Source organism: Brevundimonas sp. (assembly GCF_044239655.1).
Classification (GTDB): Bacteria; Pseudomonadota; Alphaproteobacteria; order Caulobacterales; family Caulobacteraceae; genus Brevundimonas.
Map to the genome: position 1 here is coordinate 1 of NZ_JBIIAY010000020.1, position 24,477 is coordinate 24,477.

The 24,477-nt window shown below is 67.5% G+C and carries 25 protein-coding genes and 1 tRNA gene; 19 read left to right on the forward strand and 7 right to left on the reverse strand.

Features of this window, described 5'->3' with window-relative positions:
- The 10 genes from ACILQR_RS04295 to pgsA all read left to right on the forward strand — a co-directional run.
- Positions 1-562: M10 family metallopeptidase C-terminal domain-containing protein (locus ACILQR_RS04295; RefSeq protein WP_395650256.1), on the forward strand; the 562-nt coding region annotated here is incomplete at its 5' end.
- 130 nt (positions 563-692) lie between these two features.
- Positions 693-1,163 carry an NUDIX domain-containing protein gene (locus tag ACILQR_RS04300; RefSeq protein ID WP_395650257.1) on the forward strand — a complete coding sequence of 157 codons (471 nt, stop codon included), beginning with the start codon at positions 693-695 and terminating at the stop codon, positions 1,161-1,163.
- Positions 1,164-1,209: 46 nt separating this feature from the next.
- Positions 1,210-1,659, forward strand: a complete 450-nt coding sequence (locus ACILQR_RS04305; RefSeq protein WP_395650258.1) for a DMT family transporter — start codon at positions 1,210-1,212, stop codon at positions 1,657-1,659.
- 62 nt (positions 1,660-1,721) lie between these two features.
- Entirely contained in the window at positions 1,722-2,210 is a 489-nt protein-coding gene (locus tag ACILQR_RS04310; RefSeq protein ID WP_395650259.1) for a YkgB family protein, read from the forward strand.
- A 33-nt stretch (positions 2,211-2,243) separates the two neighbouring features.
- On the forward strand, positions 2,244-4,154 hold the full coding sequence (gene uvrC, locus ACILQR_RS04315; protein WP_395650260.1) for an excinuclease ABC subunit UvrC: 1,911 nt from the start codon (positions 2,244-2,246) through the stop codon (positions 4,152-4,154).
- Between the two features lie 25 nt (positions 4,155-4,179).
- Complete coding sequence (locus tag ACILQR_RS04320; protein ID WP_395650261.1) at positions 4,180-4,488, forward strand: YdeI/OmpD-associated family protein; 309 nt, start codon at positions 4,180-4,182, stop codon at positions 4,486-4,488.
- A 32-nt stretch (positions 4,489-4,520) separates the two neighbouring features.
- Positions 4,521-5,144: a carbonic anhydrase gene (locus ACILQR_RS04325; RefSeq protein WP_395650262.1), complete on the forward strand. Its 624-nt coding sequence runs from the start codon at positions 4,521-4,523 to the stop codon at positions 5,142-5,144.
- A gap of 19 nt (positions 5,145-5,163) precedes the next feature.
- A complete protein-coding gene (locus tag ACILQR_RS04330; RefSeq protein ID WP_395650263.1) occupies positions 5,164-5,427 on the forward strand; it encodes a type II toxin-antitoxin system Phd/YefM family antitoxin in 264 nt (87 codons plus the stop codon).
- Positions 5,424-5,888 carry a PIN domain-containing protein gene (locus tag ACILQR_RS04335; protein ID WP_395650264.1) on the forward strand — a complete coding sequence of 155 codons (465 nt, stop codon included), beginning with the start codon at positions 5,424-5,426 and terminating at the stop codon, positions 5,886-5,888. Before ACILQR_RS04330 ends, ACILQR_RS04335 begins: the two co-directional genes overlap by 4 nt.
- On the forward strand, positions 5,885-6,541 hold the full coding sequence (pgsA, locus tag ACILQR_RS04340) for a CDP-diacylglycerol--glycerol-3-phosphate 3-phosphatidyltransferase (RefSeq protein ID WP_395650265.1): 657 nt from the start codon (positions 5,885-5,887) through the stop codon (positions 6,539-6,541). Before ACILQR_RS04335 ends, pgsA begins: the two co-directional genes overlap by 4 nt.
- Here pgsA and ACILQR_RS04345 read toward each other — a convergent pair.
- The 3 genes from ACILQR_RS04345 to ACILQR_RS04355 all read right to left on the reverse strand — a co-directional run bounded on the left by ACILQR_RS04345 (position 6,536) and on the right by ACILQR_RS04355 (position 11,360).
- Positions 6,536-7,060, reverse strand: a complete 525-nt coding sequence (locus tag ACILQR_RS04345; protein ID WP_395650266.1) for a GNAT family N-acetyltransferase — start codon at positions 7,058-7,060, stop codon at positions 6,536-6,538. The genes pgsA and ACILQR_RS04345 overlap by 6 nt on opposite strands.
- Positions 7,057-9,114 (reverse strand): S46 family peptidase, encoded by a 2,058-nt coding sequence (locus tag ACILQR_RS04350; protein ID WP_395650267.1) that lies wholly within the window; start codon positions 9,112-9,114, stop codon positions 7,057-7,059. The genes ACILQR_RS04345 and ACILQR_RS04350 overlap by 4 nt, the downstream gene beginning before the upstream one ends.
- A gap of 164 nt (positions 9,115-9,278) precedes the next feature.
- Positions 9,279-11,360: a S46 family peptidase gene (locus ACILQR_RS04355; RefSeq protein ID WP_395650268.1), complete on the reverse strand. Its 2,082-nt coding sequence runs from the start codon at positions 11,358-11,360 to the stop codon at positions 9,279-9,281.
- A 145-nt stretch (positions 11,361-11,505) separates the two neighbouring features.
- Here ACILQR_RS04355 and ACILQR_RS04360 point away from each other — a divergent pair, with 145 nt between their 5' ends.
- From ACILQR_RS04360 to ACILQR_RS04370, 3 genes are read left to right on the forward strand one after another with little or no spacing between them, the layout of a single operon-like run.
- A complete protein-coding gene (locus ACILQR_RS04360; protein ID WP_395650269.1) occupies positions 11,506-12,678 on the forward strand; it encodes an ABC transporter permease in 1,173 nt (390 codons plus the stop codon).
- Positions 12,675-13,439, forward strand: a complete 765-nt coding sequence (locus tag ACILQR_RS04365; protein WP_292153004.1) for an ABC transporter ATP-binding protein — start codon at positions 12,675-12,677, stop codon at positions 13,437-13,439. Before ACILQR_RS04360 ends, ACILQR_RS04365 begins: the two co-directional genes overlap by 4 nt.
- A 32-nt stretch (positions 13,440-13,471) precedes the next feature.
- Positions 13,472-14,482: an HlyD family secretion protein gene (locus ACILQR_RS04370; RefSeq protein ID WP_395650270.1), complete on the forward strand. Its 1,011-nt coding sequence runs from the start codon at positions 13,472-13,474 to the stop codon at positions 14,480-14,482.
- A 65-nt stretch (positions 14,483-14,547) separates the two neighbouring features.
- Here ACILQR_RS04370 and lysA read toward each other — a convergent pair whose 3' ends face one another.
- From lysA to argH, 3 genes are all read right to left on the reverse strand, one after another.
- Positions 14,548-15,834 (reverse strand): diaminopimelate decarboxylase, encoded by a 1,287-nt coding sequence (lysA, locus tag ACILQR_RS04375; RefSeq protein WP_395650271.1) that lies wholly within the window; start codon positions 15,832-15,834, stop codon positions 14,548-14,550.
- A gap of 217 nt (positions 15,835-16,051) precedes the next feature.
- On the reverse strand, positions 16,052-16,288 hold the full coding sequence (locus ACILQR_RS04380) for a hypothetical protein (protein ID WP_395650272.1): 237 nt from the start codon (positions 16,286-16,288) through the stop codon (positions 16,052-16,054).
- Positions 16,285-17,649, reverse strand: a complete 1,365-nt coding sequence (gene argH / locus ACILQR_RS04385) for an argininosuccinate lyase (protein ID WP_395650286.1) — start codon at positions 17,647-17,649, stop codon at positions 16,285-16,287. The genes ACILQR_RS04380 and argH overlap by 4 nt, the downstream gene beginning before the upstream one ends.
- A gap of 61 nt (positions 17,650-17,710) precedes the next feature.
- Here argH and ACILQR_RS04390 point away from each other — a divergent pair, with 61 nt between their 5' ends.
- From ACILQR_RS04390 to ACILQR_RS04400, 3 genes are all read left to right on the forward strand, one after another.
- The gene (locus tag ACILQR_RS04390; protein WP_395650273.1) at positions 17,711-18,337 is read left to right on the forward strand and encodes a TlpA family protein disulfide reductase; all 627 of its coding nucleotides are present in this window, start codon (positions 17,711-17,713) and stop codon (positions 18,335-18,337) included.
- Positions 18,338-18,453: 116 nt separating this feature from the next.
- Positions 18,454-19,812 (forward strand): glutamate--cysteine ligase, encoded by a 1,359-nt coding sequence (locus tag ACILQR_RS04395; RefSeq protein ID WP_395650274.1) that lies wholly within the window; start codon positions 18,454-18,456, stop codon positions 19,810-19,812.
- A 67-nt stretch (positions 19,813-19,879) separates the two neighbouring features.
- Positions 19,880-19,953 (forward strand) — tRNA-Gly (locus ACILQR_RS04400).
- 577 nt (positions 19,954-20,530) lie between these two features.
- Here ACILQR_RS04400 and ACILQR_RS04405 read toward each other — a convergent pair.
- Positions 20,531-20,734: a DUF1674 domain-containing protein gene (locus ACILQR_RS04405; RefSeq protein ID WP_395650275.1), complete on the reverse strand. Its 204-nt coding sequence runs from the start codon at positions 20,732-20,734 to the stop codon at positions 20,531-20,533.
- 154 nt (positions 20,735-20,888) lie between these two features.
- On the opposite strand from ACILQR_RS04405, the gene tolB reads away from it, so the two are divergent.
- From tolB to ACILQR_RS04420, 3 genes are all read left to right on the forward strand, one after another.
- On the forward strand, positions 20,889-22,271 hold the full coding sequence (tolB, locus tag ACILQR_RS04410) for a Tol-Pal system beta propeller repeat protein TolB (RefSeq protein WP_395650276.1): 1,383 nt from the start codon (positions 20,889-20,891) through the stop codon (positions 22,269-22,271).
- A 101-nt stretch (positions 22,272-22,372) separates the two neighbouring features.
- Positions 22,373-22,942 carry a peptidoglycan-associated lipoprotein Pal gene (pal, locus tag ACILQR_RS04415; protein ID WP_395650277.1) on the forward strand — a complete coding sequence of 190 codons (570 nt, stop codon included), beginning with the start codon at positions 22,373-22,375 and terminating at the stop codon, positions 22,940-22,942.
- Between the two features lie 380 nt (positions 22,943-23,322).
- On the forward strand, positions 23,323-24,450 hold the full coding sequence (locus ACILQR_RS04420) for a DUF3667 domain-containing protein (RefSeq protein WP_395650278.1): 1,128 nt from the start codon (positions 23,323-23,325) through the stop codon (positions 24,448-24,450).
- Positions 24,451-24,477: the final 27 nt, after the last annotated feature.

A 24,477-nucleotide genomic window follows, 5' to 3' on the forward strand; every position in this document is an offset into this window, starting at 1 on the left:
TATGGTCGGTTCAGCCAACGCGGACACATTGATCGGGTCGGCGCTGAATGACCCCATCTATGGCGGGGCGGGGGATGACATCATCATCGGCGGCGGCGGGAACGACACCTTGGGCGGGCAAGGGGGGGCGGATACATTCGTCTATCTCGCGGCTTCGGATTCCTCGCGCAGGGCCGATGCCGACATAATCGTTGATTTCGAAACTGGGGTGGACCGGATCGACTTGCGCGCGGTGCGTACGGGAGCGTCGGATGCTTTCGGTATTGCGTACCAGGGGACCGGGTCTTTCCTCTTTGTCGATCTGGGCGGAGACGGGGTGAACGAGATGCTGATCCAACTGGCGAACACACGGTTGGTCTCGTCCGACATCCTGTGGAGCGCGAGCGGCGGGAATCTCGAGCCCGGCGTCAAGAAGATGGGGCCGGAGGCGCTGCCGGTCGAGGCGACGGACGCGGACAACATGATGGCGCTGGAACTTTCGCAGCACACCGGACCGTTCATGCTGAATCTGGACGCCAACGTCGCAGGCCTTACCTATCACGGCCAAGACTGGTACCTCTGAAGAGGGTTAGGTCCGCTTTCCCCCATAACAGACCTTCGGAATGCCTGCCTTGCAACAGCATGGCATCGACGGGCCACGCTGACTCGTCCAGCATGGTCCTGACGTACCCGGCCTGCGGACAAGCGCGACGATGAACTGGCGTATCCTGATTGAGCCCTTCACCCGGCCGGTGTTTTTTGCGGTCTCGCGGGCGACGCGCGGGATGACGCTGGGGGTGCGGGTCGTGGCGACGGACGCTGAAGGTCGGGTCATGCTGGTGCGACATACCTACGTGGCGGGCTGGTGGTTGCCCGGTGGCGGGGTGGATCGGGGCGAGACCACGCAAGGGGCGGCGGTGCGTGAACTGCGTGAGGAGACCGGGCTGGTGGCGAAGACGGCACCCCGGCTGATCTCGATCCACTCCAACGAACGGTTCTTTCGCGGCGATCATGTGCTGGTCTATGGCGTCGAGGCCTGGACGGCGGGCGAGCGAACCAGTCATGGCGAGATCGCCGAGATCGGCTGGTTCCATCCCGACGCCCTGCCCGACGACGCCCATCGCTCGACGCGGGCCCGGCTGGGTGAAGTCTTCGGCGGCATCGAGGCGACGCACGACTGGTGACGGCGACCCAGGTGCGCATCCTCGCCCACCGTGTTAGCTCCGCCCCATGAACCCGATGACCTATCTGATCCTGCTGGGCGTCATCCTCGCGGGTGGGGCGACGGCCTTGCAGGCGCCGACCAACGCAAGGCTGGCGGCCGCCGTGGGGTCGCCGGTCAATGCGGCCTTCGTGTCCTTCGCCATCGGCACCGTGGCCCTGGGCCTGCTGGCGGCCGTGCTGCATGTGCGGCCGGACGTGGCGGCCACGCGGGCCATGCCGGCCTGGGCCTGGATGGGCGGGCTGTACGGCTGCGTCTTCGTGATCACCGCCGCGTGGGCCGTGCCCCGGCTGGGGGCCGCCCTGACCATCACATTGATGGTGGCGGGCCAGTTGCTGGTCAGCCTGGCGCTGGATCATTTCGGAGCCCTGGGCGTGCCGCGCCAGCCGGTCGGCCTGACCAAGCTCCTCGGGGTCGTTCTGGTGTTCGCCGGGGTCCTGCTGGTCCGGCGCGGCTGAAAACCGACGTGCGGTAACCGATTCCGGCTCGCTGACGAATGGGGTCCAAACGGAGACACCCCATGACCGAGTCCATCACCCGCCTGAACTTCGCCCGAACCGAGGCAGCTCGCCCCGCGCTGGACGGCCGCGCCGCCCTCAGGTTCGGGATCGCCCTGATCCTGATCTGGTTCGGCTATATGAAGTTCCTGCCCTATGAGGCCGAGGGCGTCGCCGGTCTGGCCCAGACCTACTGGCTATTTGGCTGGATGTATCCGCTCGTCGGCGTGGCCAGCGCCTCGATCGTCATCGGCGTGCTGGAGATCACCGGCGGCATCCTGATCGCGCTCGGCGGTCGCTTCACCTGGGCCGGTCTGATCGGTGCCCTGATGGGGGTGGCGACCTTCGTGGTGACCCTGAGCTTCTTCTTCAGCGCCCCCGGCATCGTGCAGGACGGCCATGGCTTCCCGGCCCTGGGATCGACCGGTCAGTTCCTGGCCAAGGACATCGGCCTTCTGGCCATCTGCGTCTTTCTGGCTCTGGATGCGCGGGCGCGGCTGAACCGCCCCTGACGCCGATGCGCCACTCGGCCTATATGGAGGGCGATGACCGACGACGCCGTCACCGCTGATTCGCCCGCAGAGAGCGTGCTCAAGGCCGCCGACCTGATCCGCGACGAGGCCCGGCGCGCGCCGGACAAGCCGGGCGTCTACCGCATGTACGGCGAGGACGGGACCTGCCTCTATGTCGGCAAGGCGCGCTCGATCAAGAAGCGCATCCTGCAGTATGCGCAAGGGAGGTTCCACACCCAGCGTATCGGCCTGATGGTGTCGCTGACCCGGTCGATGGAGCTGGTGGTCACGGCGTCGGAGACCGAGGCGCTGCTGCTGGAATCCAACTTCATCAAGAAGTTGAAGCCCCGGTTCAACGTCGTGCTGCGCGACGACAAGTCCTTCGCCGAGCTGATGATCCGCAAGGACCACCGCGCCCCCCAGGTGCGCAAGCATCGCGGCGCCCACACCACCGACGGCGACTATTTTGGGCCGTTCGCCTCGACCTGGGCGGTCAACCGGACGCTGAACACCCTACAAAAGGCCTTCCTGCTGCGGTCGTGTTCGGACAGCGTCTACGAGACCCGGACGCGCCCCTGCATGCTGCATCAGATCAAGCGCTGCTCGGCCCCCTGCACCGGCCTGATCTCGCTGGAGGACTATGCCGGTCTGGTCGAAGAGGCCTCGGCCTTTCTGAAGGGCAAGTCGCGCGCGGTGATCGGCCGGCTGTCGCAGGAGATGACCACGGCCGCCGAAGCCATGGACTACGAACAGGCCGCCCGCGTCCGCGACCGCATCCGCGCCCTGTCGGCCATCACCATGGAAAACTCGGTCAGCGCTGACAGCGTGGCCGAGGCCGACGTCTTCGCCCTGTTCTCTGAAGCCGGTCAGGCCTGCGTGCAGGTGTTTTTCTATCGCGGCGGCCAGAACTGGGGCGGGCGGGCCTATTTCCCGCGCGTGGACAGGTCCGACACCGACCCGGAGATCCTGTCGGCCTTCCTGGGCCAGTTCTACGAGGACAAGCCGGTCCCGCGCCTGATCCTGTCCAACGTCGTCCCGTTCGAGAAGGAGCTGCTGGAGGAGGCCTTTTCGATGAAGGCCAAGGAAGCCGACGGCCGCCGCGTCGTCTCCATCGAGCGCCCCCTGCGCGGCGACAAGACCTCGCTCGTCGACCACGCCCTGACCAATGCCCGCGAGGCGCTCGGCCGCAAGATGGCCGAGAGCTCCGCCCAAGGCAGGATCCTGGCCGAGGTCTGCGAGGCCTTCGGGCTGGAGGGGACGCCCGAGCGGATCGAGGTCTATGACAACGCCCACATCCAGGGGACCAATGCGGTCGGCGGCATGATCGTCGCCGGGCCCGAGGGCTTCCAGAAATCCCAGTACCGCAAGTTCAACATCCGCGGCACCGACCTGACCCCCGGCGACGATTACGGCATGATGCGCGAGGTCATGCGCCGCCGCTTCGGCCGGCTGGTCAAGGATGAGGAGGAAGGCGTCGAGGAGGTCATTCGCCCCGACCTGCTGCTGATCGACGGCGGCGCGGGCCAGCTGGCCGAGGTCCAGGCGGTGTTGGCCGACCTGGGTCTGGACGACATCCTGGCCGTCGGCGTGGCCAAGGGGCCGGACCGCGATGCCGGGATGGAGCGGTTCTTCGTGCCGGGCAAACCGCCCTTCATGCTGCCGCTGAAATCGCCGGCGCTGTATTACATCCAGCGCCTGCGTGACGAGGCCCACCGCTTCGCCAACGGGGCCCACCGGACCCGCCGATCGATGGACATCAAGAAGAACCCGCTGGACGAGATCGAGGGCGTCGGGCCGGGAAGGAAGAAGGCCCTGCTGCACGCCTTCGGCTCGGCCAAGGGGGTGGGGCGCGCCGCCGTCGTCGACCTGGAAAAGGTCGAGGGCATTAACCGGGCGATGGCCGAACGCATCCATGGCTTTTTCCATCCGCAGGCCCAGGGTTAGGCTGGGGTATCCCGGAGGTTTCGGAATGAGCGAGTTCGCACAGGGCACGGTTCATCAGGCCCGGCCTGACCTGCAAGCCGCCGTCCAGTCGGACGACGCCGTGCTCGCCCTGTGGCAGAGCCTGACGCCGCTGGGCCGCAACGAATTCATCTGCTGGGTGGACGACGCGAAACAGGCGAAGACGCGCGAGCGGCGTATCGGCAGGACGGTCGAAGAACTGCTGGAAGGCAAGAAGCGCCCCTGCTGCTGGGCCGGATGCATCCACCGCACCGACAAGGCCCCAAGCCCGTGGCAGCAGGCGGTCCTGATCGACAAGACGCCACGCGGGGCCTGACAAGGTCGCCCTGGACTGCCTATAGGAGCGCCATGACCGACACCCCCGACGAACTGACCGCTGGCTATCGCCGGTTCCGCGCCGATCACTGGCCGGCCGCTCGCGCCGAGTACGAGGCCCTGGCCTCCAAGGGACAGAAGCCGCACACCTTGATCGTGGCCTGTTCCGACAGCCGGGCCGATCCGGCCCTGATCTTCGATTCTGCGCCGGGCGAGCTGTTCGTGGTTCGGAACGTCGCCAACCTGGTGCCGCCCTATGAGCCGGACGGCCAGCTGCACGGCGTCTCGGCGGCGCTGGAGTTCGGGGTCAAGGTGCTGGGCGTGTCGCGCATCGTGGTCATGGGCCATGCCCACTGCGGCGGCGTCGCGGCGATGCGGGCCGGGGCGCCCGACACCTGTCAGGACTTCGTCGCCCCCTGGATCGCGCAAGGCACCCCCGCCGTCCGCGCCGTCGCCCAGGTGGTCGAGCCCGACGATGTCGAACAGGCGACCGAAGAGGCCGTCGTGCGTCTGTCGCTCCAGAACCTGCGCAGCTTCCCCTGGATCGCCGAGCGCGAAGCGGCGGGCGAACTGACCCTGACCGGTCTGCATTTCGGCATCGCCGACGGCGTCCTGCGCGCCCTGACCGACAAGCCGAGGTTCGAGCCGCTGGGCTAGGTTTGCCGAAAGTAGTGAGATGCACTACATTCGCGGGATGGAACGCTCCATCTCCGCCACCGACGCCAACCGCGAGTTCTCGCGCGTCCTGAACGAGGTGGCAGGCGGCGAGACCTATATCGTGACCTCGCGGGGCAAGCCGGTGGCGAGGCTGGCACCCATGCGGCCTGAAGAGATGGATCAGGCGGAGCGGCAGCGTCGTCTCCACGCCCTTCTTGATCGACTGGCCGAGCTTCCGCCTCAGAACCTGGGGCGAGTCACCCGTGATGACGGATACGAGTGAAGTTCGCGCTCGACACCAACGTCCTCGCTTATGCCGCTGGGGTGGATGACGCGACGCGCCAACGCCGAGCGAACGCCATCATCGCGGCCATTGGTGCGGCTGACCTCGTCTTGCCAAGCCAGGTCGCCGGCGAACTGTACAATGTCCTCACCCGCAAGGATCGACATAGCCGGCAGGACGCAGTCGAAATTGTCCAGGAGTGGATTGATCTGCTGACGTTGACGGTTCATTCGCCGATGACGTTCGCCACCGCGATCCGATTGGCGGCGGATCACAAGCTCCAGATGTGGGACTCCATCATCGTCTGTGTCGCGGCTGAGGCGGGATGTCGTTTCCTGCTTTCTGAAGACTTTCAGGACGGGGTCACGTATCGCGGCGTTACGATCGCCAACCCGTTCGCGGAACGACTTCACCCCTTGCTGGCTTCATTGCTGGACGCCTCGCCCGGACCGAACACATGAACCCCAATCCCCACGCAAACCCCATCCCCAACATCCTGACCGGCCTGCGTCTGGTCGCCGGGGTGGTGATGTTCCTGATCCTGGCGGGGGCGACGGGGGGGCTGCCCTATCTGTCGGCATATCTGAGCCCCGAGGACCAATTCGGCCTGTACCGGGCGGCATTCTGGATCTTCGTGGTGGCGGCCTCGACCGACTGGATCGACGGCTATCTGGCGAGGCGCTGGAATGCGACGACCCGGTGGGGTGCGATCCTGGATCCGATCGCCGACAAGATTCTGGTTACCGGCGCCATCCTCGGCGTTCTGACCAGCGGCAGCGTGCCTCAGATCGCCATTCCGTGCGGCCTGATCCTGTTTCGCGAATTCGCCGTCTCGGCCCTGCGCGAGACCACGGCCGGCAAGGTCAAGCTGGAGGTCACCCTGCTGGCCAAGTGGAAGACGACCCTCCAACTGGTGGCCCTGGGCGCGCAACTGCTGGCCCGCAACTGGGACGGCTTCGGATGGGATTTCGACTATCTGGTGTGGTTCCAGACCTTTGCCGACATCCTGATCTGGCTGGCCGCGATCATCACCGTCTGGACCGGCTGGGAGTATTTCGCCAAGGCCAAGACCCAGCTGAACCCGCCCGAAGAGAAGTCGTTCGAGCCCCTATAGGGGCTTGTCCATGACCACGAACTCCAGCGTCCGGGGCGGCAGGTCGCCGAAATCCTGGACCTCGACGGGGAAGGGTTCGGTGCGGCCGGTCAGCCGATAGCCGCGCCGTTCGTACCAGGCGATCAGCTCGGACCGTGTCGAGATGACGGTCATCTCCATCCGGCCGACGCCGAACCGGGACCGCGCCTCGGCCTCGGCGGCCTCCAGCAGGGTGCGGCCCATGCCCCCCGCCTGACGCACGGGATCGACCGTCAGCATCCCCAGATAGGCACGCGCCCCATCCTGGCGCATCACCCGCACACAGCCGATCAGGACGCCGCCGGACTGGGCCAGCAGGATGACCTGATCCGGGTCGGCGACGATGCCGGACAGTTCGTCCGTGCTGGTCCGCTGGCCGCCCAGCAGGTCCGCCTCATGGGTCCAGCCCTTCTTGGCCGACTCGCCGCGATAGGCGCGCTCGATCAGGGCGTGGAGCGCCGGGATGTCGTCGGCCGTCGCGGGCCGCAGGCTGAGGCTCACCGGACGCCCAGCTCCGCCACCAGCCCGTCCATGCCGTAGACGTCGCGCAGGGCCGTGGTCACCGCGCCGGTCGTGACGATGACGCTGCGGTTGACGTTGCGGTCGTAGCCGTAGGCGTTTCGCTGGGTCAGGACGGTGGAGTCGAAATTCGCGCCGACGATCTCGCCTGCCGTAGTCACGACCGGCGAGCCTGACGACCCGCCGATGGTGTCGGACGAGACGGTCATGTTGATCACGGTGTCGCCCGCGATCCGGTCCCTGGCGGCCAACAACTTCGGCGCCACGTCGAACGGCGGGGCACTCGTCGCCCGGTCCCACAGGCCGGCGAAGGTGGTGAAGGGTCCCCAGCGCTGGCCGGGAACGTCCGAACCCTCGATCAGCCCATAGGTCAGGCGCAGGGTGCCCGTCGCATCCGGATAGACGGCGTCGCCATAGGCGGCGAAGCGGGCGGCGGCGAGCTGTTCGGAGGCGCGGTCGGTCGGCGCCTGGACCTTTTCCTCCCATTCGGTGCGGACGGCGCGGGTCGGTTCCTGGATCGACAGCAGGTACTGGATCAGCGGATCGTCCGACGCCTCGACGGCGGCCAGACCGCCCTCCCACAGGGCGCGACGCACGGCGGGGTCGGCCAGTTTCGTGCCCTCGATCAGGCGCGCCGACCGCTGCTCGGGCGACTCCTTGCCCAGCAGGGCGGGGATATAGGGATGGTCAACGGTCAGCCATTCGCGGGTCTTTGACAGCCACCATTCCATCCGGACCTGCTCCAGCCCCGGATAGACCGGCCGTTCGGCGAACAGGGCGGTCTGGGCCGCCGACAGACGCGCGTCGCCGAACTCGGGCAACCGCTCGGCCGAAGGCTTGGCCCGCTCCTGGGCACCGCGCACGATGGTCCGGGCCCAGGCGAACAGCTGCGATCCGCCCGCGACCGGGGTCGTGCCGACGCCCGTGCCGCCTTCCAGCAAGGCCATGGACGGATAGAGTTCGCGCAAGGCGGGCTGGATGGCGGTCAGGTCGGCGAAGACGGGGTCGCCCGCCTTGGAACGGAAATCGGTCTCTGCGGCGGCCCGGGCTGCCATGAAGCCTGGGTCCGTCAGCGCCCGCATCCGGCCCAGGCCACGCTTGTAGGTATTCTCCAGCCCGACGATGGGGTCCATGGCCTCGAAGGCCTGACGTTCGCCCTCTTCGGAATAGCGGATCAGCCGACCGCGCAGTTCGGAGGCGATCAGCTGATCCATCGGCAGGACGACGTCGCGGATCGTCATCAGCTGGTCCTGGGTCAGCAGGCGCTGGGTCGCGCCGGGGCTGCCGGAGACGAAGACGGGCGTGCCCTCGACCGGCTTGTCCGCCTTCCAGACGAAATGGGTCGGGGTCTGCGCGGGGGCGTCGTTTTCGTACAGGCGGATGAAGGCCGCATCGATGGCGAAGCGGGGGAAGCTGAAATTGTCCAGATCACCGCCGAATGTCGCGGCCCGGTCCTCGGGTGCAAAGGCCAGGCGGACGTCGTTGTATTTCCGGTAGGTGTAGAGCTTGAACTGACCGCCGCGATACAGGCTGACGACCTGGCAACGCTTGTCGGTGGCGGTCCCGCAGGCCTCGCTCTCGATTCGGCCGGCCTCGGCGTCACGGGCGCGGGTGAAGGCGGAGCCCGACAGACCCTCGCCCGCCTTGTGCATCCGCTCCGTCACGTCGGCGATGTCGGTCAGGACCTCGGCGGTGGCGCCGGGGCATTTGACCTCTTCCTCGCGCGCCCTGGGCGTGAAGCCGGTCTCGGCATAGTTGACCGCCTGCGTCGACAGATTAGCCACGCAGGTCGCGACGCAGTGGTTGTTGGTCATGACCAGACCGGCGTCCGACACGATCCCCGCCGAACACCCGCCGAACCGCACCGACGACAACCGCACTCGGTCGAGGAAGCCCTGGTCGATGTTCGTGCCGAGCGTGGCGTTGGCCCGCGCGATGGGGAAGTTGTCGAAGGTCCACATGCCCTCCTCGGCGCTCGCGGACGAAGCGGCGGCGAAGGCGAGGACGGCGAGGGAGGCGGATAGGGCGAGACGCATGGGATGACTCCGAATATCTCCCTCCCCCTCGGGGGAGGGCAGGACGCGAAGCGGCCGGGTGGGGACGGCGAGGCAAACCAACGCCGTATTACCTTGCCCTCCCCACCCGGCTTCGCTGCGCTCAGCCACCCTCCCCCGCAGGGGAGGGAGACACTTGGTGGCTTCTACCGAACCCCCAGCTCGGCCAGCAGGCGCGGCTGGTCATAGATATTCCGCAGGGCCTCGGTGATGGCGGCGGTGGAGACCGTGACGGTGCGGTTCAGGGTGCCGTCATAGCCGTAAGATCCGCCCAGCGAGTGGATGTTGCCGTCGAAGGCCGCGCCGATGACTTCGCCCGCCGCGTTGATCACGGGCGAGCCCGAGTTGCCGCCGATGATGTCGTTGGTCGAGACGAAGTCGTAGACGGTGTCCTTGTTGACCTTGTCCTCGGCGGCGACGAAGGCGGCGGCGGCGTTGAACGGCTCCGATCCCGTGGCCCGCTCGTACAGCCCGCCCATATAGGTGAAGGGCGGCACGGTGACGCCGCGATAGGTCCAGCCCTCGACCGCCCCGTAGGACAGACGCAGGGAGAAGGTCGCGTCCGGATACAGGTTCGATCCATAGACCGCGAAGCGGGCCTGAGCGATCTTCTCGGCGGCCTTGGCGGTCGGGCCGTTGACGGCCGAGTCCCACTGGGCCCGCACGGCCTGGGCCGCGTCGTCATTGGCCATCACGAAGGCGATCAACGGGTCGCCCGAGGCGGCCAGTTGTTCGGGCGTCATGGCGAACAGGCGGGCGCGCTCGGCCGGATCGTTCAGCTTCGTGCCGGTCACCACGCGGTCGGCGATGGCGTCGGGCGCGTCCTTGCCCAGCATGGCCTTCACCTGGGCGTTGTCGACGGTCAGGTATTCGCGGGTCTTCAGCAGCCAGTGGGTCAGGTAGATTTCTTCCAGACCGGCGTCGATCGGGGTGACCTCTGCCAGGCGGCGTGCGGTCTGGGCGATGGCGGCGTCGGTATAACCGGCGCGGCGCTCGGCGACGGGCTTGGCCCGTTCCTTGGCGGTGCGGACGATGGCGCGGGCATAGTTGTACAGGGTCGAACCGCCGCCGGCCGAGGCCTCGAGCTGGCGGTAGGGCAGGTACAGGTCACGCGCGGCCGACTGGACCTTTTCCAGGTCGCCCCAGGGATCGCCGATCCTGGCGGCGATGGCGGGATCGGCGGCGACGCGCTGGCGCAGCTCGGCCTCTTCCTCGCGCTTCTTGCCGAGGAAGGCGGGGTCGGTCAGGGCCCCCTGCTGGCCGTACCAGACCTTGAAGGAGTTCTCGAGACCGAACAGGGGATCGACCGAGACGCGCTTGGCCTCTTCCGAGGTCGTCGCATACTCCTGGATTCGGCCGCGCAGTTCCGAGCCCTGGATCAGGGTGACGGGCAGCTGCTGGTCGCGCAGACGCTCAAGCTGAGAGATGGTCAGCAGGCGCGAGGTCGAGCCGGGGTTGCCGGCGACGAAGACGGGATCGCCTTCCTTGGGCGGGGCCGGGTTCCAGGTCAGGTGGTTCGGCGTCACCACCGGCTTGCCGTCCTCGTAGATGCGCAGGAAACCGGCATCCAGGGCATAGCGGGGGAAGTTGAAGTTGTCGGGATCGCCGCCGAAGAAGGCCGCCTGGAACTCGGGCGCGAAGGCCAGCCGGACGTCCTCATACTTGCGGAACTTGTACAGGGCGTAGCGTCCGCCCCGGTAGAAGCTGATGACCTGGCAGGTCTCGGTCTCCTTGGAGGTGCAGGCCGCGTCCTCGATCGCGGTCGTCGCGGCACCCCGCGCCTGGACGAAGGCGGCGCCTTCCAGGCCGGCGCCGGCCGCCAGCACCTGGTCCGTCACGTCGGTGATGTCGGTCAGGATCTCGGCGGTCTGGCCGACGCACTCACGCTCCTCGGCGCGGGTGGCGACCATGAAGCCGTCCTTGACGTAGTCCTTCTCGGCCGTGGACAGGTCCTGCACGCACTGGACGATGCAGTGATGGTTGGTCAGGACCAGGCCCTCGCCCGACACCAGCGACGCCGAGCAGCCGTTCAGGCGCACGGCGGCGTTGCGGACGCGGTCCAGCCAGGCCTGATCGATGCGGGTGCCGTATTTGTCGTTGACGGTCTGGATCGGGAAATTGTCGAAGGTCCACATGCCTTCATCAGCCTTGGCGGGGCTGGCGGCGACGGACAGGACGGCGGCGGACGCGGCCGACGCAAGAAGCGAGACGGTAAGACGAAGCGACATTTTGGAACGAACTCCGAAAGGGGACGCGGATTGCTATCCCCATCATCCGCCCCCGTCCATGCCCGCCTTCGAACCCTTACCCCGATTTAACTCGACCCCGGCGAACGCCGTCGTCAGATAGGGCCAACACTCGGGGTTGAACATCTTGTCGCTCGCACTGTCCACGCTGCTCTATGAGTGGCGCCGCTATATGGCCGCCGTCATGGCCCTGGCCCTGTCAGGCCTGCTGGTCTTGGCCATGACCGGTGTCTTCATCGGCATCGGCAAGGGCTTTACCGCCACGATCGAGCGGTCGAGCGCCGACATCATCATAATGCAGCCCGGCGCCAAGTCGCTGATGGGCGGACCCTCGGGCGTGCCGCGCCGGTTCATCCCCCTGGCCTACAACCATCCCGACGTGGTCGAGGTTCAGCCGCTGGACGGCGCAGGCGGCTCGTTCCAGTCGATCAAGGACATCGATCCGACCATGAGCCAGGCCGACCGGGCCAAACAGGGTGCTCCGCGCCAGCAGTTCGTCCAGGCCTCGATCATCGACACCACCCCGGGCGCCGTGACCATTCCGACCGACTATTCCCAGGACCTGATCGACGCCCTGCGCCAGCCCTATACGGTCGCGATCGACGAGACGGCGCTGAAGCCCCTGGGCGTCAAGCTGGGCGACAAGGCCATGTACAACGGCCAGACCGTGACCGTCGTCGCCATCCTGCGTGGCTATCCCAACATGATGCAGTCCAACATTGTGATGTCGCGCGACACCCTGCGGATGCTGGGTCAGGCCGATACCGGACCCCGCGTCGGCCCCCTGATGATCAAGCTGCGCGATCCGGCCCGTGCCCAGATCGTCGCCGGCCAGCTGAACCAGATGGGCGACGGCAAGTGGAAGGCCTGGACGCGCCAGGAACTGGCCGACGCCAACGCCGGCGCCATGTTCGAGGAAGGCATCCTGGTCATCATCATCGGCGGCTGCGTGGTGCTGGGCACCATCATCGGCATCGCCATCACCTGGCAGACCCTGCAAGGCGCGATCCTGGCCAACATCAAGGAGTTCGCCTCGCTCAGGGCCCTGGGCGTCGGCATGGGGTCGCTGAACCGGATCGTGATGGAGCTCAGCTTCTGGGTCGGAATCGTGGGGGTGATGGCCGCCATCGGCCTGACGTATCTGGTGTCCCTGCTGGCCATGGCCAATGCGGTGATCATCGCCCTGCCGCCAGTCCTGCTGATCGTCGTCGGCGGGGGACTGGTCATCATCGCCATGGTGTCGGGCCTGCTGTCCATGGGCGTCCTGAAGAAGAGCCAACCGGCGGACCTGCTGCGATGACCGATTTTTCCCAGCACACGAAAGTCCACGGCAAGCATGGCGATTTCGCCATCGAGGCCAAGGCCCTGGTCAAGCGGTTCAAGTCCGGCAAGGGCTTCGTCGAGGTCCTGAAAGGCGTCGATTTCGATGCGCGGCACGGCGACCTGACCATGGTCATGGGTCCGTCCGGCTCGGGCAAGTCGACCCTGATCGCGGCCCTGTCAGGCCTGCTCAAGCCCGAGGAGGGCCGCGTCGATTGCCTCGACGTCGATGACCTGTGGAAGCTGTCGAACGGCAAGATCGACAAGTTCCGCCTGGATCACTGCGGCTTCATCTTCCAGGGATTCAACCTGTTCCCGGCCCTGACTGCCCTGCAACAGGTCACGACCGTGCTGAAGTTCCAGGGCATGTCGGCCGGGGCTGCGAAGAAGCGCGCCACCGAGGCCCTGGTCGAGGTGGGCCTGGGTCACCGGCTGAACCAGCGCCCGTCCCTGCTGTCGGGCGGCGAGAAGCAACGCGTCGCCATCGCCCGCGCCTTGGCCAAGGACCCCAAGATCCTGTTCGCCGACGAACCGACCTCGGCGCTGGACGGCGAGAACGGCCAGATCGTCATCAAGCTGCTGCGCCGCGCCGCCACCGAACACGGGGCCGCCGTCATCTGCGTGACCCACGACCCGCGCCTCGAGGCCTGGGCCGACCGGGTGATCAAGATCGAGGACGGGATCATCGCCTCGGACGAACGTCGCATTCCCGACCCCAACGCCGTGCTCGCCTCTCACTGAACCGCCCAAAAAGATCCATCAGGACCGACATCATGCCCGCCTTCCTCAAGAACAAATGGACCTGGATCGGCGTCCTGCTGATCCTCGTCATCGTCGTCGGCTTCATCATGTTCTCGAAAGCGGGAGCAGCGAAGAAGGCCGAGGCCGAGAAGGCCGCCGCCACCAAGGTCGAGAGCCCCTATGCGGCCATCGCCAACGGCAAGGTCGATGTCGAGGGCGGCATCATCCAGGTCGCGGCCCGTCGCGGCGGCATCATCCGTGAGGTCCTGGTCCAGGAAGGCGACCGTGTCGTCGCCGGCCAGATCCTGGCCCGTCAGGAAGACGACGAAGCCCGCCTCGCCGTCCAGTCCGCCAGAGCCACCGTGGCCCAGGCCGAGAGCCAGCTGGCCTCGCTCCGCGTCGACATCAACACCGCCCAGCGCGAATACGATCGTCTCGAGAAGCTGGTCGCCACAAACTTCGTCGCCGGGGCCCGGATGGATCAGGCGCGCGACGCCATCGCCACCGCCCAGGCCCGTCTCGGCTCGCAATCGGCCGCCGTCCAGACCGCCCGCGCCCAGTTGGCCCAGGCCCAGTACAATCAGGAACTGACCGTCATCCGGTCACCGGCCAACGGCCGGATCGCCCGCCGATACGCCAACCCCGGCGCCGGCGCCTCGACCCTGAACGTCTCGGCCATGTTCGACCTGGAGCCCGACGCCCCGCGCATCGCCCGCGCCGAGATCGTCGAGAGCGACATCCCCAACATCGCCACCGGTCAGGCCGTCGAGATCACCCCGGAGGGCGATCCGTCCAAGGTCTATATCGGTGCCGTGCTCCGTCGCGCCGCCGTCTTCGGCGCCCGCAAACTGGCCTCGGACGATCCTTCGCAACGCACCGACGAACGGGTGGTCGAGGTCGTCGTCTCGGCCGGAGACGCGCCCCTGCTGATCGGCCAGCGCGTCCTGGTCAAGTTCATGAAGCCGGGCGAGACCGCCGGCGCGCCCCGCCCCGTCACCGCCGGCGTCCCCGCCGATCAGGCGATGCGCACGCCGGGGGCCTGAGCTTAGGTTTCCGTCCTGACCTACTCATCCCGGCTTTCGCCGGGATGATCGGACCTTTGCTGGCGCTACAACCAATCCGCCAGCGGTTCGCGGGTCAGCATCTCGTCATAGGTCGGGCGGGGGCGGATGAGGGCCCAGCGGTCGCCGTCGACCATGACCTCGGCCACCAGCGGTCGGGTGTTGTATTCGCTGGACATCACCGCGCCGTAGGCTCCGGCCCCTGTGAACACAACCAGATCCCCCGCCTGGAGCGGCGGCAGGTCGCGACCGCGCGCGAAGGTGTCGCCGGTCTCGCAGATGGGCCCGACGATGTCATAGGCGGTCGGGGCGTTGTGCCCGCCCAGCGGTCGTGGCCGGACCGGCTGAACCTCGTGGAAACTGTCGTACATGGCTGGCCGGATCAGGTCGTTCATCGCCGCATCCAGCACCAGGAAGCGCCGTCCATCGGCCCGTTCGGTCACCTGGATCACCCGGCTCAGCAGCACGCCCGCATTGGCCGCCAGCAGCCGCCCCGGCTCGAACGCCGCCTCGACGTCCAGACCGTCCAGCACGCGCGCCGCCATGGCCACATAGTCGGCTGGCGACGCCGTCGGCGCGCCCCCGACATAGGGCACACCCAGGCCGCCGCCGAGATCGAGCCGGGTCACGGTCTGCCCGCGCGCGCGCAGCTGCTCCGTCATCGACCGCAACAGCCGGAACGCGGCCTCCAGCGGGGCCAGGTCGGTGATCTGGCTGCCGATGTGACAGGCGAGGCCCACCGGCGTCACATGGGGCGAGGCGGCGGCGCGGACATAGAGGTCCATGGCCTCGTCGGCGGGGACGCCGAACTTGTCGCCCTCGCCGCCGGTCGTGATCTTGGCGTGACCTCCGGCCCCGATCTTGGGGTTCACCCGGATGGCGATCTCGGGGACGGCATCCATGCGTTCGGCGATGGCGATCAGTCGGTCAAGTTCGGCCGGGCTCTCGACATTGATCTGGCGCACCCCCGCCTCGATGGCGAAGGCCAGTTCGGTATCGGTCTTGCCCACGCCGGAGAAGATGATCCTGTCGGCCGGAACCCCGGCCCTGAGCGCGCGCCGGATCTCGCCCTCCGACACCGTGTCGGCGCCGCAGCCCAGCTTCGCCAGGGTCGCCAGCACCGACAGGTTGGAGTTGGCCTTGACCGCGAACGCGATCAGGGCGTTCCCGAGCGCCGCCCCGTGCGCATCGGCCGCCTCACGCAAAACCTGATAGTGCCGCTGCAAGGTCGCGGTCGAATAGACATAGGCGGGGGTCCCGACCTGATCCGCCAGCCCCTCGAGCGCGACGCCCTCGGCGTACAACGCGCCGTCCTTCAGATCGAAATGGTGCAAGGTCTGGGTCCGGGGTTGGTTCTCCTCCCCGTCCGCCGCTTGGCGGATGGGGAGGTGGATCGGAAGGCCGCTTGGCCGACGAGACGGAGGGGGCGACAGGGTGTGTGGAGTTAGGGCTGACGGCTATCGGATCGGACAGACCGGGTCGCCCCCTCCGTCACGGCCCAGAAGCAGGGCCGCGCCACCTCCCCATTCCTGCGGAACGGGGAGGAGAAGGCTACTGCGGTCGCGCGGCCGCCGGCCCGCCGAGCGGATTGGTCGGACCCCCGTCGATCGGAACCTGGCTCGACGGCCGATTGACGGTGGCGGGGTCGGGCAGGTCGCGGGCCCAGGCGTCGCGCGGCGCGCGTTCGCTCTCGCGCGGGGCCGGGGCTTCGAGGTCGGCCATGCGACCACAGGCCGATGCGGACACGGCGATCACGGCGGCGACGCCCGTGACGAGGATCTTTTTCATAGGCGCGTCTTCCAATCGGCGATGCGCGCGCGGACCTGTTCCGGCGCGGTTCCCCCGAAACTCTGGCGGCTGGCGCAGGAGGCCTCGGGAGAGAGCACCTTGTAAACCGCCTCGGTGACGCCCGGTTCAAGGCTCTGCAATTCGGCGAGCGACAGTTGCGCCAGACCCACGCCCTTGCCCTCCGCCATCTTCACCGCCGCGCCCGTGACGTGGTGCGCCCGGCGGAACGGCAGGTCGATCTCGCGCACCAGCCAGTCGGCCAGATCGGTCGCGGTCGAGAACCCTGCCCCCGCCGCCGCCGCCATCCGCTGCGTGTTCGGGATGATGGCCGTGACCATGGCCGTCATCGCCGTCAGCGCCAGATCCAGGGCGTCGAACGCCTCGAACACCGGCGGCTTGTCCTCCTGCATGTCCTTGGAATAGGCGAGCGGCAGGCCCTTCATCACGGTGCTCAGCGCGACGAACGACCCGATGATCCGCCCGGTCTTGGCCCGCACCAGTTCGGCCGCGTCGGGGTTGCGCTTCTGCGGCATGATCGACGAGCCTGTGGTCAGGTCGTCGGGCAGGGAGGCGAATCCGAACATCGGCGTCATCCACACCACGATCTCCTCGGCCAGCCGCGAAAGATGCCCGGCCGTGATCGAGGCGGCGGCCAGGCTCTCCAGAGCGAAGTCCCGGTCCGACACGGCGTCCAGCGAGTTCGCCATCGGCCGGTCGAATCCCAGCTCGGTCGCCGTCGCATGACGATCGATGGGGAAGGGCGATCCGGCCAGCGCCGCCGCCCCCAGCGGGTTCTCGTTCATCCGTTTGCGCGCATCGGCGAACCGCCCCGCATCGCGCCCGAACATCTCGACATAGGCCATCAGGTGATGACCGAACGTCACCGGCTGGGCCGTCTGCAAATGGGTGAACCCGGGCATCAGGTCGCCCGCATGCTGTTCGGCCCGCGCCAGCAAGGCGCGTTGCAACGCCACCAGTTGATACCTCGTCCGGTCGCAGGCGTCGCGGACCCACAGCCGGAAATCGGTCGCCACCTGGTCGTTCCGGCTCCGCGCCGTGTGCAGCCGCCCCGACGGCTCGCCGATCAGCTCCGAAAGCCGCGCCTCCACATTCATGTGGATGTCCTCGAAACTGTCGCGGAACGGAAACGACCCATCCTCGATCTCGCCCTGGATGGTGTCGAGCCCTGACAGGATGGCCGCGCCGTCGTCGGCCCGGATGATCCCCTGGGCGATCAGCATCCGGCAATGGGCTCGCGATCCGGCCAGGTCCTGAGCCCACAGGCGCCGGTCCACGCCGATTGAGACATTGATGGCCTGCATGATGTCGGCCGGGCGCGACGAAAAGCGTCCGCCCCACATGTCTTGACCGGCGGGCCTTTGACCGGCCTTAGTCGTTTCTTCCGGGGTGGTGTTGTCGGTCATGAGCGGCTCGAAGACGGCGATAGGCGTGATTGTGGGCGTCGTGCTGATCGCGGCGATCGGCGGCGGCGCGTTCCTATACGCCAAGCCGGACGTCGTCGCCAAAGTTTCCACGCCGCCGGCGCCCGAACCCGAGAGCGACCTCGCCCGCTTCGCCACCGGATCCCTGGCCCGGCTGGAGACGCCCGCCGCGATCCCGGCCGCCCCCGCCTATGTCTTCAAGACCCGCGACGGTGCCGACACGACCTTCGCCGACTTCAAGGGCAAGGTCGTGCTGGTCAATCTGTGGGCCATGTGGTGCGCGCCGTGCCGCACCGAGATGCCGACCATCGCCGCGCTCGCCACCACCTATGCCGACAGGCCGCTGGTGGTCCTGCCCATCAACGTCGACACCGGTGCCGACAAGATCGCCGACGCCACCTCCTTCATCGACGTCCACGAGCCCCTGCCCCTCTACAGCGACCCGAAATTCCAGCTGCCGTTCGAGTTTCCAGGCAAGGGCAAGATGCCCCAGACCATCCTGCTGGACCGCCAGGGCCGTATCCGTGCGTCCTTCTCAGGCGAGGCCGACTGGAACAGCCCCCAGGCCCACGCCCTGATCGACGCCCTGCTGGCCGAACCGGGCTGACCTCCAACCGCCGCTATTAGAAATCCTCTCGGCCCACAGGCTTGATGCGGCACGGTTTCCCGCCCATCTAGCCGCCACAGGGACCGATACGGTTTGCGTATCGGAAGGGACGACCCATGGCCAATCCGCCGCTTACCCGCGACCAGCTCGTCTCCGTCATGTCCGGTGGGGCCAAGCCCAGGGACCAGTGGCGCGTCGGCGCCGAGCACGAGAAATTCGGCTTCGACAAGTCCACACTGCGCCGCCCGGCCTATGAGGGGCCCAACGGCATCCACGCCATGCTCACCGGCCTGCAGCGCTTCGGCTGGGCCCCGGTCGAGGAGGGCGGCCACCTGATCGCCCTGACCCGCAAGAACGCGGAGGGCATGACCGCCTCCATCAGTCTGGAGCCCGGCGGCCAGTTCGAGCTGTCGGGTGCGCCACTGCTGACCATCCACGACATCTGCAACGAGACCGGCCAGCACCTGATGGAGGTCAAACAGGTCGCGGACCAGCTGAACCTGGGCTTCCTCGGTGCCGGCTTCGATCCCCTGTGGACCCGCGCCGACGTGCCGGTCATGCCCAAGGGCCGCTACGACATCATGCGCGCCTATATGCCGAAAAAGGGCAATCTGGGCCTCGACATGATGCTGCGCACCTGCACCATCCAGGCCAATCTCGACTATGAGTCCGAGGCCGACATGGTGCTGAAATTCCGCACCTCGCTGGCGCTGCAACCCGTCGGCACGGCCCTGTTCGCGTGCTCGCCGTTCACGGAAGGCAAGCCCAACGGCTTCCTGTCGGCCCGCGCCAACGTCTGGACCGACACCGATCCCGACCGCACCGGCATGATCGACTTCGTCTTCCAGGACGGCTTCGGCTACGAACGCTACGCCGACTATGCGCTCGACACCCCGATGTATTTCGTCAAGCGCGACGGCAGATACCTCGACGCCTCGGGCCTGTCGTTCCGCGACTTCATGGCCGGGAAACTGTCTATCCTGCCGGGTGAATACCCGACCATGGCCGACTGGAACGACCACCTGACCACCCTCTTCCCCGAGGTCCGGCTGAAGTCGTACCTTGAGATGCGCGGTTCGGACGGCGGTCCCTGGAGCCGGATCTGCGCCCTGCCCGCCCTGTGGACCGGCATCTTCTACGACGCCCCGTCGCTCGCCGCCGCCTGGGACCTGTGCAAGGACTGGGACATCGGCGACCACGAGCGCCTGCGCCGCGACGTGACACGTCTGGGCCTGAAGGCCGAGGTCGCGGGCCGATCCTTGCGCGACGTCGCCGTCGACATGGTCGCCATCGCCCGCGAGGGCCTCAAGAACCGGGCCCGGTTCAGCGGCGGCATGGTCGACGAGCGCGGCTATCTGTCGGAACTGGAAGACATCGCCGACTCCGGCCTGACCCCCGCCGACCGGCTTCTGGCCCTGTATCACGGCGACTGGCAGGGCGACGTCACCCGCATCTACCGCGACTTCGCCTACTGAAGCGCGCTGGACGGGGTGCGAAACCCTTTGCCTTCGCGCCGTCGGGGGCTATATCGCCCGTGCTTCCGCGGGCGTGATGTAGTGGTAGCCTGAAAGCTTCCCAAGCTTTTCGTGCGGGTTCGATTCCCGCCGCCCGCTCCAAGGCCTGGTTCACGCGCGCTATAGTTCTGGTGCCGATCTTCGCTCACCGGCGAAGACCAGGCTGTCCTGGAGAGCGCAACCCCATAGTTCAGTGCCAGCCGCCCTCCGTCCGCATAGGGCGCAATCCAGGGAGAGGGCGTCAGGGCCCCGATCGACGACACATTGATGCCGCCGCCGCCGACGCCCGCCGCCAATTTCTGACCGATCAGCGCGGTCAGGCGAAACGGTCCCTTGACGTTCACCGGTCACCTTGTCGAACAGCGCTTCGCTCGTTTCGACACTCGAAGGTGCCACGGGTGACATTCCGCCGCTGTTGACCAGCACATCGATCCGACCGGACGTCGCTCAGGCGGCTTCGGCGGCGAAGTAGGACTTCCGGCTCATCGCTGCGCACAGCCATGACCAGGTTGTCGCACCGCCAAGTCCGCGCCTCTCGTCTTCGGTCATGCCACCTCCTAGCCCCCGAATCTCATCAGGCCAGAACGGGCGTCGTCGGCAGATCGAATCGGGGCCTTCCCCGTCTCGGAGCCCGGTTGAACGCGTAACTGATCTCTGCCCGCGCGCCGCCCGCCGTCGCTCAGAAATCGACGGCCAGACCCTTTTTCTCCCAGTCCCCATAGCGGGTCGGCTCCGGTCCGGTCGGTCCGCCGTGTTCGGTCGCCAGGTTGGCCTCGGCCTCGGCGGCGCGACGCGCTTCGGCCTCGGCCAGGGCCCGTTGGGCGGCGGGGGTCAGGATGCGGGGCGTAACGGGCGCAGCGGTGTCGATCGGTTCGTCGGTCATCCTGGGAATGTAGGCGCACCTGAGCCCCCCGTCACCCGCCGGGCAAAACCTGCCGTCCCGAAAGTCGCCCCAATCAGGGCCAAGCTGGCATTTGTCATATGGTCTGGCGATAAGGACCGAACGATCCGCCTTACACGTCCGGGAGCGCTCCTTCATGCGTCTGAACCTTCTGCTCGCCTCGGCCTGCATGATCGCCGTCGGCGCGTCCTCGCTGGCCACCGCCCAGAGCACGCCGGTCCCCGGCGCGGCCCCGCCGCAGCAGCAGGGCCCGATCGAGGTCGAGATCGATCAGGGCGTCATTCGCCCCTTCCAGATCGCCGTCGCCCCCTTCAGCGGCCAGAACGGTGCCGACCTGGCCGGCGTCATCTCGGGCGACCTGGCCCGTTCGGGCTTCTTCCAGCCGATCAATCCGCGCAGTTTCGTCGAGACCGGCCTGACCCTGGCCAACGCGCCGGACTTCCCGAAATGGACCGGCATCGGCGCCCAGGCCGTGCTTTACGGCTCGGTCACCCCGCGCCCGGACGGCCGCAACAATGTGGGTTTCCGCCTCTACGACCCCTATCGCCAGTGCCAGCTGGTCTCCTACCAGTTCACCGCCACGGCCGAGCAGTGGCGCCGGATAGCGCACAAGATCGCCGACGTCGTCTATCAGCGGATGACCGGCGAAAGCGGCTTCTTCGACAGCCGCATTATCTATGTGGCCGAGAGCGGCACCGAACTGAACCGCCTGTCCCGCCTCGCGATCGTGGACCAGGACGGCTACAACCCCGTCTTCCTGACCGACGGCAGTGAGATCATCCTGACGCCGCGCTTCTCGTCCAACCCCGACGAGATCACCTATATGGCGCTGGGCCGGGACTACAGCCGCATCTACCTCTACAACCTGTCGACCGGCCGTCGGGAATCCCTGGGTGAGTTCGATGGCCAGGCACTGGCGCCGCGCTACTCGCCGGACGGAACCAAGGTCGCCTTCTCCATCATCCGGGGCGGCAACACCGACGTCTATGTGATGGATCTGCGCAGCCGCCAGCTGAGCCGCCTGACCTCCGACCCAGGCATCGACACCTCGCCGTCCTTCAGCCCCGACGCGTCCCAGATCGTGTTCAACTCCGACCGGTCCGGCACGCCGCGCCTGTACGTCATGAACGCCAACGGCTCGAACCAGCGCCCGATATCGCGCGGTGGCGGCTCCTATACCGCCCCGTCCTGGAGCCCGCGCGGCGACATGATCGCCTTCACCAAGTCCTCGGGCGGACGCTTCAGCATCGGGGTGATGAACACCGACGGCTCGGGCGAGCGCAGCCTGTCGTCCTCCTATTTCGAGGAAGGCCCGTCCTGGGCCCCCAACGGCCGCTACATCATGTTCGCGCGCCAGACGCGGGGCGGAAACACCAATCTGTGGATGGTCGATCTGTCCGGCCGGGTCATCGCCCAGTCGGGCTATCAGGGCCGGGGCTCGGACCCCGCCTGGTCGCCCCTGCTGGACGCGCCGCCCGCCGGCCTGGGCAGCTCGGGCCCCGACAGCTGCGGGACCTGATATCTCAACTGTGCGTTACCGACCCGAGCGCCACAGACACGACACGAACGCCTGAGTTAAATGGCCACGCTTGAAGGCCCCGCCGACCCGAGGAGACCCCGATGACCCGCCCGATCAGCCGCCTGCCCCTGAAGATCGCCGCCATCGGCCTGTCCGTCGTGGCCCTGGCCGCCTGTACGCCCAAGCGCGCGGTCGAACCGGCGACGCCCGGCGGCCCCTCCGCGCCCTCCTATGACAACAATCCCGTCTATCCGGGTGCCGGCGGCAATGTCGGTGGCTCGGACATGAGCGGATCGAACCGTCCGGGTTCCGAGGGCGATTTTGCCATCAACGTCGGCGACCGCATCTATTTCGAGCTGGATTCCTATCAGGTCAGCCCGGAGGCCTATCCGCGCCTCGACGCCCAGGCCGAATGGCTGGCCCGCTATCCCCAGATCGGGGTGCGGATCGAGGGGAATGCCGACGAACGCGGCACCCGCGAGTACAACCTGGCCCTCGGTGCCCGTCGCGCCGAATCGATCCGCAACTACCTGATCCAGCGCGGTGTCTCGGCCGGCCGCATCGACACCATCTCCTTCGGCAAGGAGCGCCCCATCGCCGAGGGCTCCACCGAGGACAGCTGGGCCCGCAACCGCAACGGCCACACCGCCATCGTCTCGGGCGCGCAGTAGCATTTTGAGGCGCTAACGCTCGCGACGCGGTCGCTCGCTGCTTGAGCGCATCCTTGTAGGGGCGCTAACGCTCGGCTCGCGGAGCCTTGCTGCTTGAGCGCAGGTCGGGGCTCGCCCATCCTTCCTCTCGTCATTCCGGGCAAGCCGCCCTTGCGGCGCGACCCGGAACAAGGCGGCGCGCGAGAGCGCGAACCTGTCGCGGTCACTGCTGTCAGAGGTCGTGCGTGAACAGATCGCCTATCGGCGCCGCCCTGTTCCGGGTCTTCGCTGCGCTGCGCCCGGAATGACGAAAGAAAAGCGCCACCCGGCGCCACCCTTTCCTTTTGACCCAACCCCCGCCACGCGTCAGATTGTGCGACGCACACAGGGCGGGGGCTCCATTGGATATCGAAGCAGCGGGCGGCGCGATCACGGGCGGCCTGATCGCCGGAGCGGTCGAGGCCCCGACGGGCAAGGCGGGCGAGCACGAGACCCGCGTCTGCAGCGACTGCGCTGAGCCGGTCTCGGGAAATTTCTGCGCCAACTGCGGCCAGCCGACCCATGTCCATCGCACCCTGCTGCACCTGGGCGAAGAACTGCTGCACGGCGTCATGCATTTCGACGCCCGCATCTGGCGCACCCTGCCCCTGCTGGCCCTGAACCCCGGCAAGCTGACCCGCGAGTGGATCGAGGGAAAACGCACCCGCTACGTCTCCCCCCTGGCGATGTTCCTGTTCACCGTCTTCCTGATGTTCTTCATCCTGAGCTTCAGCGGGGGTTCGACGCTCGGCGTCAACCAGGAACCTCTGGACGAACGGATCGCCGGTGCGCGGGCCGATGTCGAGGAGGCGAAGGCCGAGCTGGCGCGGGCGCAGGCCGCCTCCGACGGCGAACCGGGAGATGAAGGCGTGGTGGCCGGCGCCACGGCCGCCGTGGGCGGTGCCGAGCGCTCCCTTCGCATTCTCGAGGACGCCAGGGCCGCCGGACCCCGCGCCGACGGTCTGGCCCCCGGCAGCTTCCAGGCCGGGCTCGCCGACGCCGTACACGACGGTAACGTCAAGATCCTCGTCGGCGACAAGAAGATGAAGGACAAGATCCTGCACAAGCTCGCGAACCCCGACCTGGCGATCTACAAGATCCAGCAGACGGTCTACAAATACGCCTTCCTGCTGGTGCCCCTGTCGATCCCCTTCGTCTGGTTGCTGTTCGCCTGGAAGCGGGGCTTCACCTGGTACGACCACGGGGTCTTCGTCCTCTATTCCCTGACCTTCATGGCGATTCTCGGAATGGCCATGGCCGTGATCGGCGCGATCGCAGCGGCCTCGCCGCCCTGGATCGCTCCCGTGTTCGGCATCCTGTCGGCGGCTCTGGTCTTCGCCCCTCCCGTCCATATGTTCGCCCAGCTGAAGGGGACCTATGGCCTGTCGATCTTCTCGGCCCTGTGGCGCACGATCCTGCTGCTTCTCTTCTGCATCTTTGTCGTCAGCCTGTTCCTTGTCGCCATCATCATGCTGGGTCTGGGCGTCTGACGCCTTGCGACGGCCCCAAATCGGTGG

What these genes read in the sequence shown, in the direction of transcription:
- ACILQR_RS04300 (WP_395650257.1), top strand. Translation starts at nt 693, where the DNA reads ATGAACTGGCGTATCCTGATTGAGCCCTTCACCCGGCCGGTGTTTTTT.
- ACILQR_RS04305 (WP_395650258.1), top strand. Translation starts at nt 1,210, where the DNA reads ATGAACCCGATGACCTATCTGATCCTGCTGGGCGTCATCCTCGCGGGT.
- ACILQR_RS04310 (WP_395650259.1), top strand. Translation starts at nt 1,722, where the DNA reads ATGACCGAGTCCATCACCCGCCTGAACTTCGCCCGAACCGAGGCAGCT.
- uvrC (WP_395650260.1), top strand. Translation starts at nt 2,244, where the DNA reads ATGACCGACGACGCCGTCACCGCTGATTCGCCCGCAGAGAGCGTGCTC.
- ACILQR_RS04320 (WP_395650261.1), top strand. Translation starts at nt 4,180, where the DNA reads ATGAGCGAGTTCGCACAGGGCACGGTTCATCAGGCCCGGCCTGACCTG.
- ACILQR_RS04325 (WP_395650262.1), top strand. Translation starts at nt 4,521, where the DNA reads ATGACCGACACCCCCGACGAACTGACCGCTGGCTATCGCCGGTTCCGC.
- ACILQR_RS04330 (WP_395650263.1), top strand. Translation starts at nt 5,164, where the DNA reads ATGCACTACATTCGCGGGATGGAACGCTCCATCTCCGCCACCGACGCC.
- pgsA (WP_395650265.1), top strand. Translation starts at nt 5,885, where the DNA reads ATGAACCCCAATCCCCACGCAAACCCCATCCCCAACATCCTGACCGGC.
- ACILQR_RS04350 (WP_395650267.1), bottom strand. Translation starts at nt 9,114, where the DNA reads ATGCGTCTCGCCCTATCCGCCTCCCTCGCCGTCCTCGCCTTCGCCGCC.
- ACILQR_RS04355 (WP_395650268.1), bottom strand. Translation starts at nt 11,360, where the DNA reads ATGTCGCTTCGTCTTACCGTCTCGCTTCTTGCGTCGGCCGCGTCCGCC.
- ACILQR_RS04365 (WP_292153004.1), top strand. Translation starts at nt 12,675, where the DNA reads ATGACCGATTTTTCCCAGCACACGAAAGTCCACGGCAAGCATGGCGAT.
- ACILQR_RS04370 (WP_395650270.1), top strand. Translation starts at nt 13,472, where the DNA reads ATGCCCGCCTTCCTCAAGAACAAATGGACCTGGATCGGCGTCCTGCTG.
- ACILQR_RS04380 (WP_395650272.1), bottom strand. Translation starts at nt 16,288, where the DNA reads ATGAAAAAGATCCTCGTCACGGGCGTCGCCGCCGTGATCGCCGTGTCC.
- argH (WP_395650286.1), bottom strand. Translation starts at nt 17,649, where the DNA reads ATGTGGGGCGGACGCTTTTCGTCGCGCCCGGCCGACATCATGCAGGCC.
- ACILQR_RS04390 (WP_395650273.1), top strand. Translation starts at nt 17,711, where the DNA reads ATGAGCGGCTCGAAGACGGCGATAGGCGTGATTGTGGGCGTCGTGCTG.
- ACILQR_RS04395 (WP_395650274.1), top strand. Translation starts at nt 18,454, where the DNA reads ATGGCCAATCCGCCGCTTACCCGCGACCAGCTCGTCTCCGTCATGTCC.
- ACILQR_RS04405 (WP_395650275.1), bottom strand. Translation starts at nt 20,734, where the DNA reads ATGACCGACGAACCGATCGACACCGCTGCGCCCGTTACGCCCCGCATC.
- tolB (WP_395650276.1), top strand. Translation starts at nt 20,889, where the DNA reads ATGCGTCTGAACCTTCTGCTCGCCTCGGCCTGCATGATCGCCGTCGGC.
- pal (WP_395650277.1), top strand. Translation starts at nt 22,373, where the DNA reads ATGACCCGCCCGATCAGCCGCCTGCCCCTGAAGATCGCCGCCATCGGC.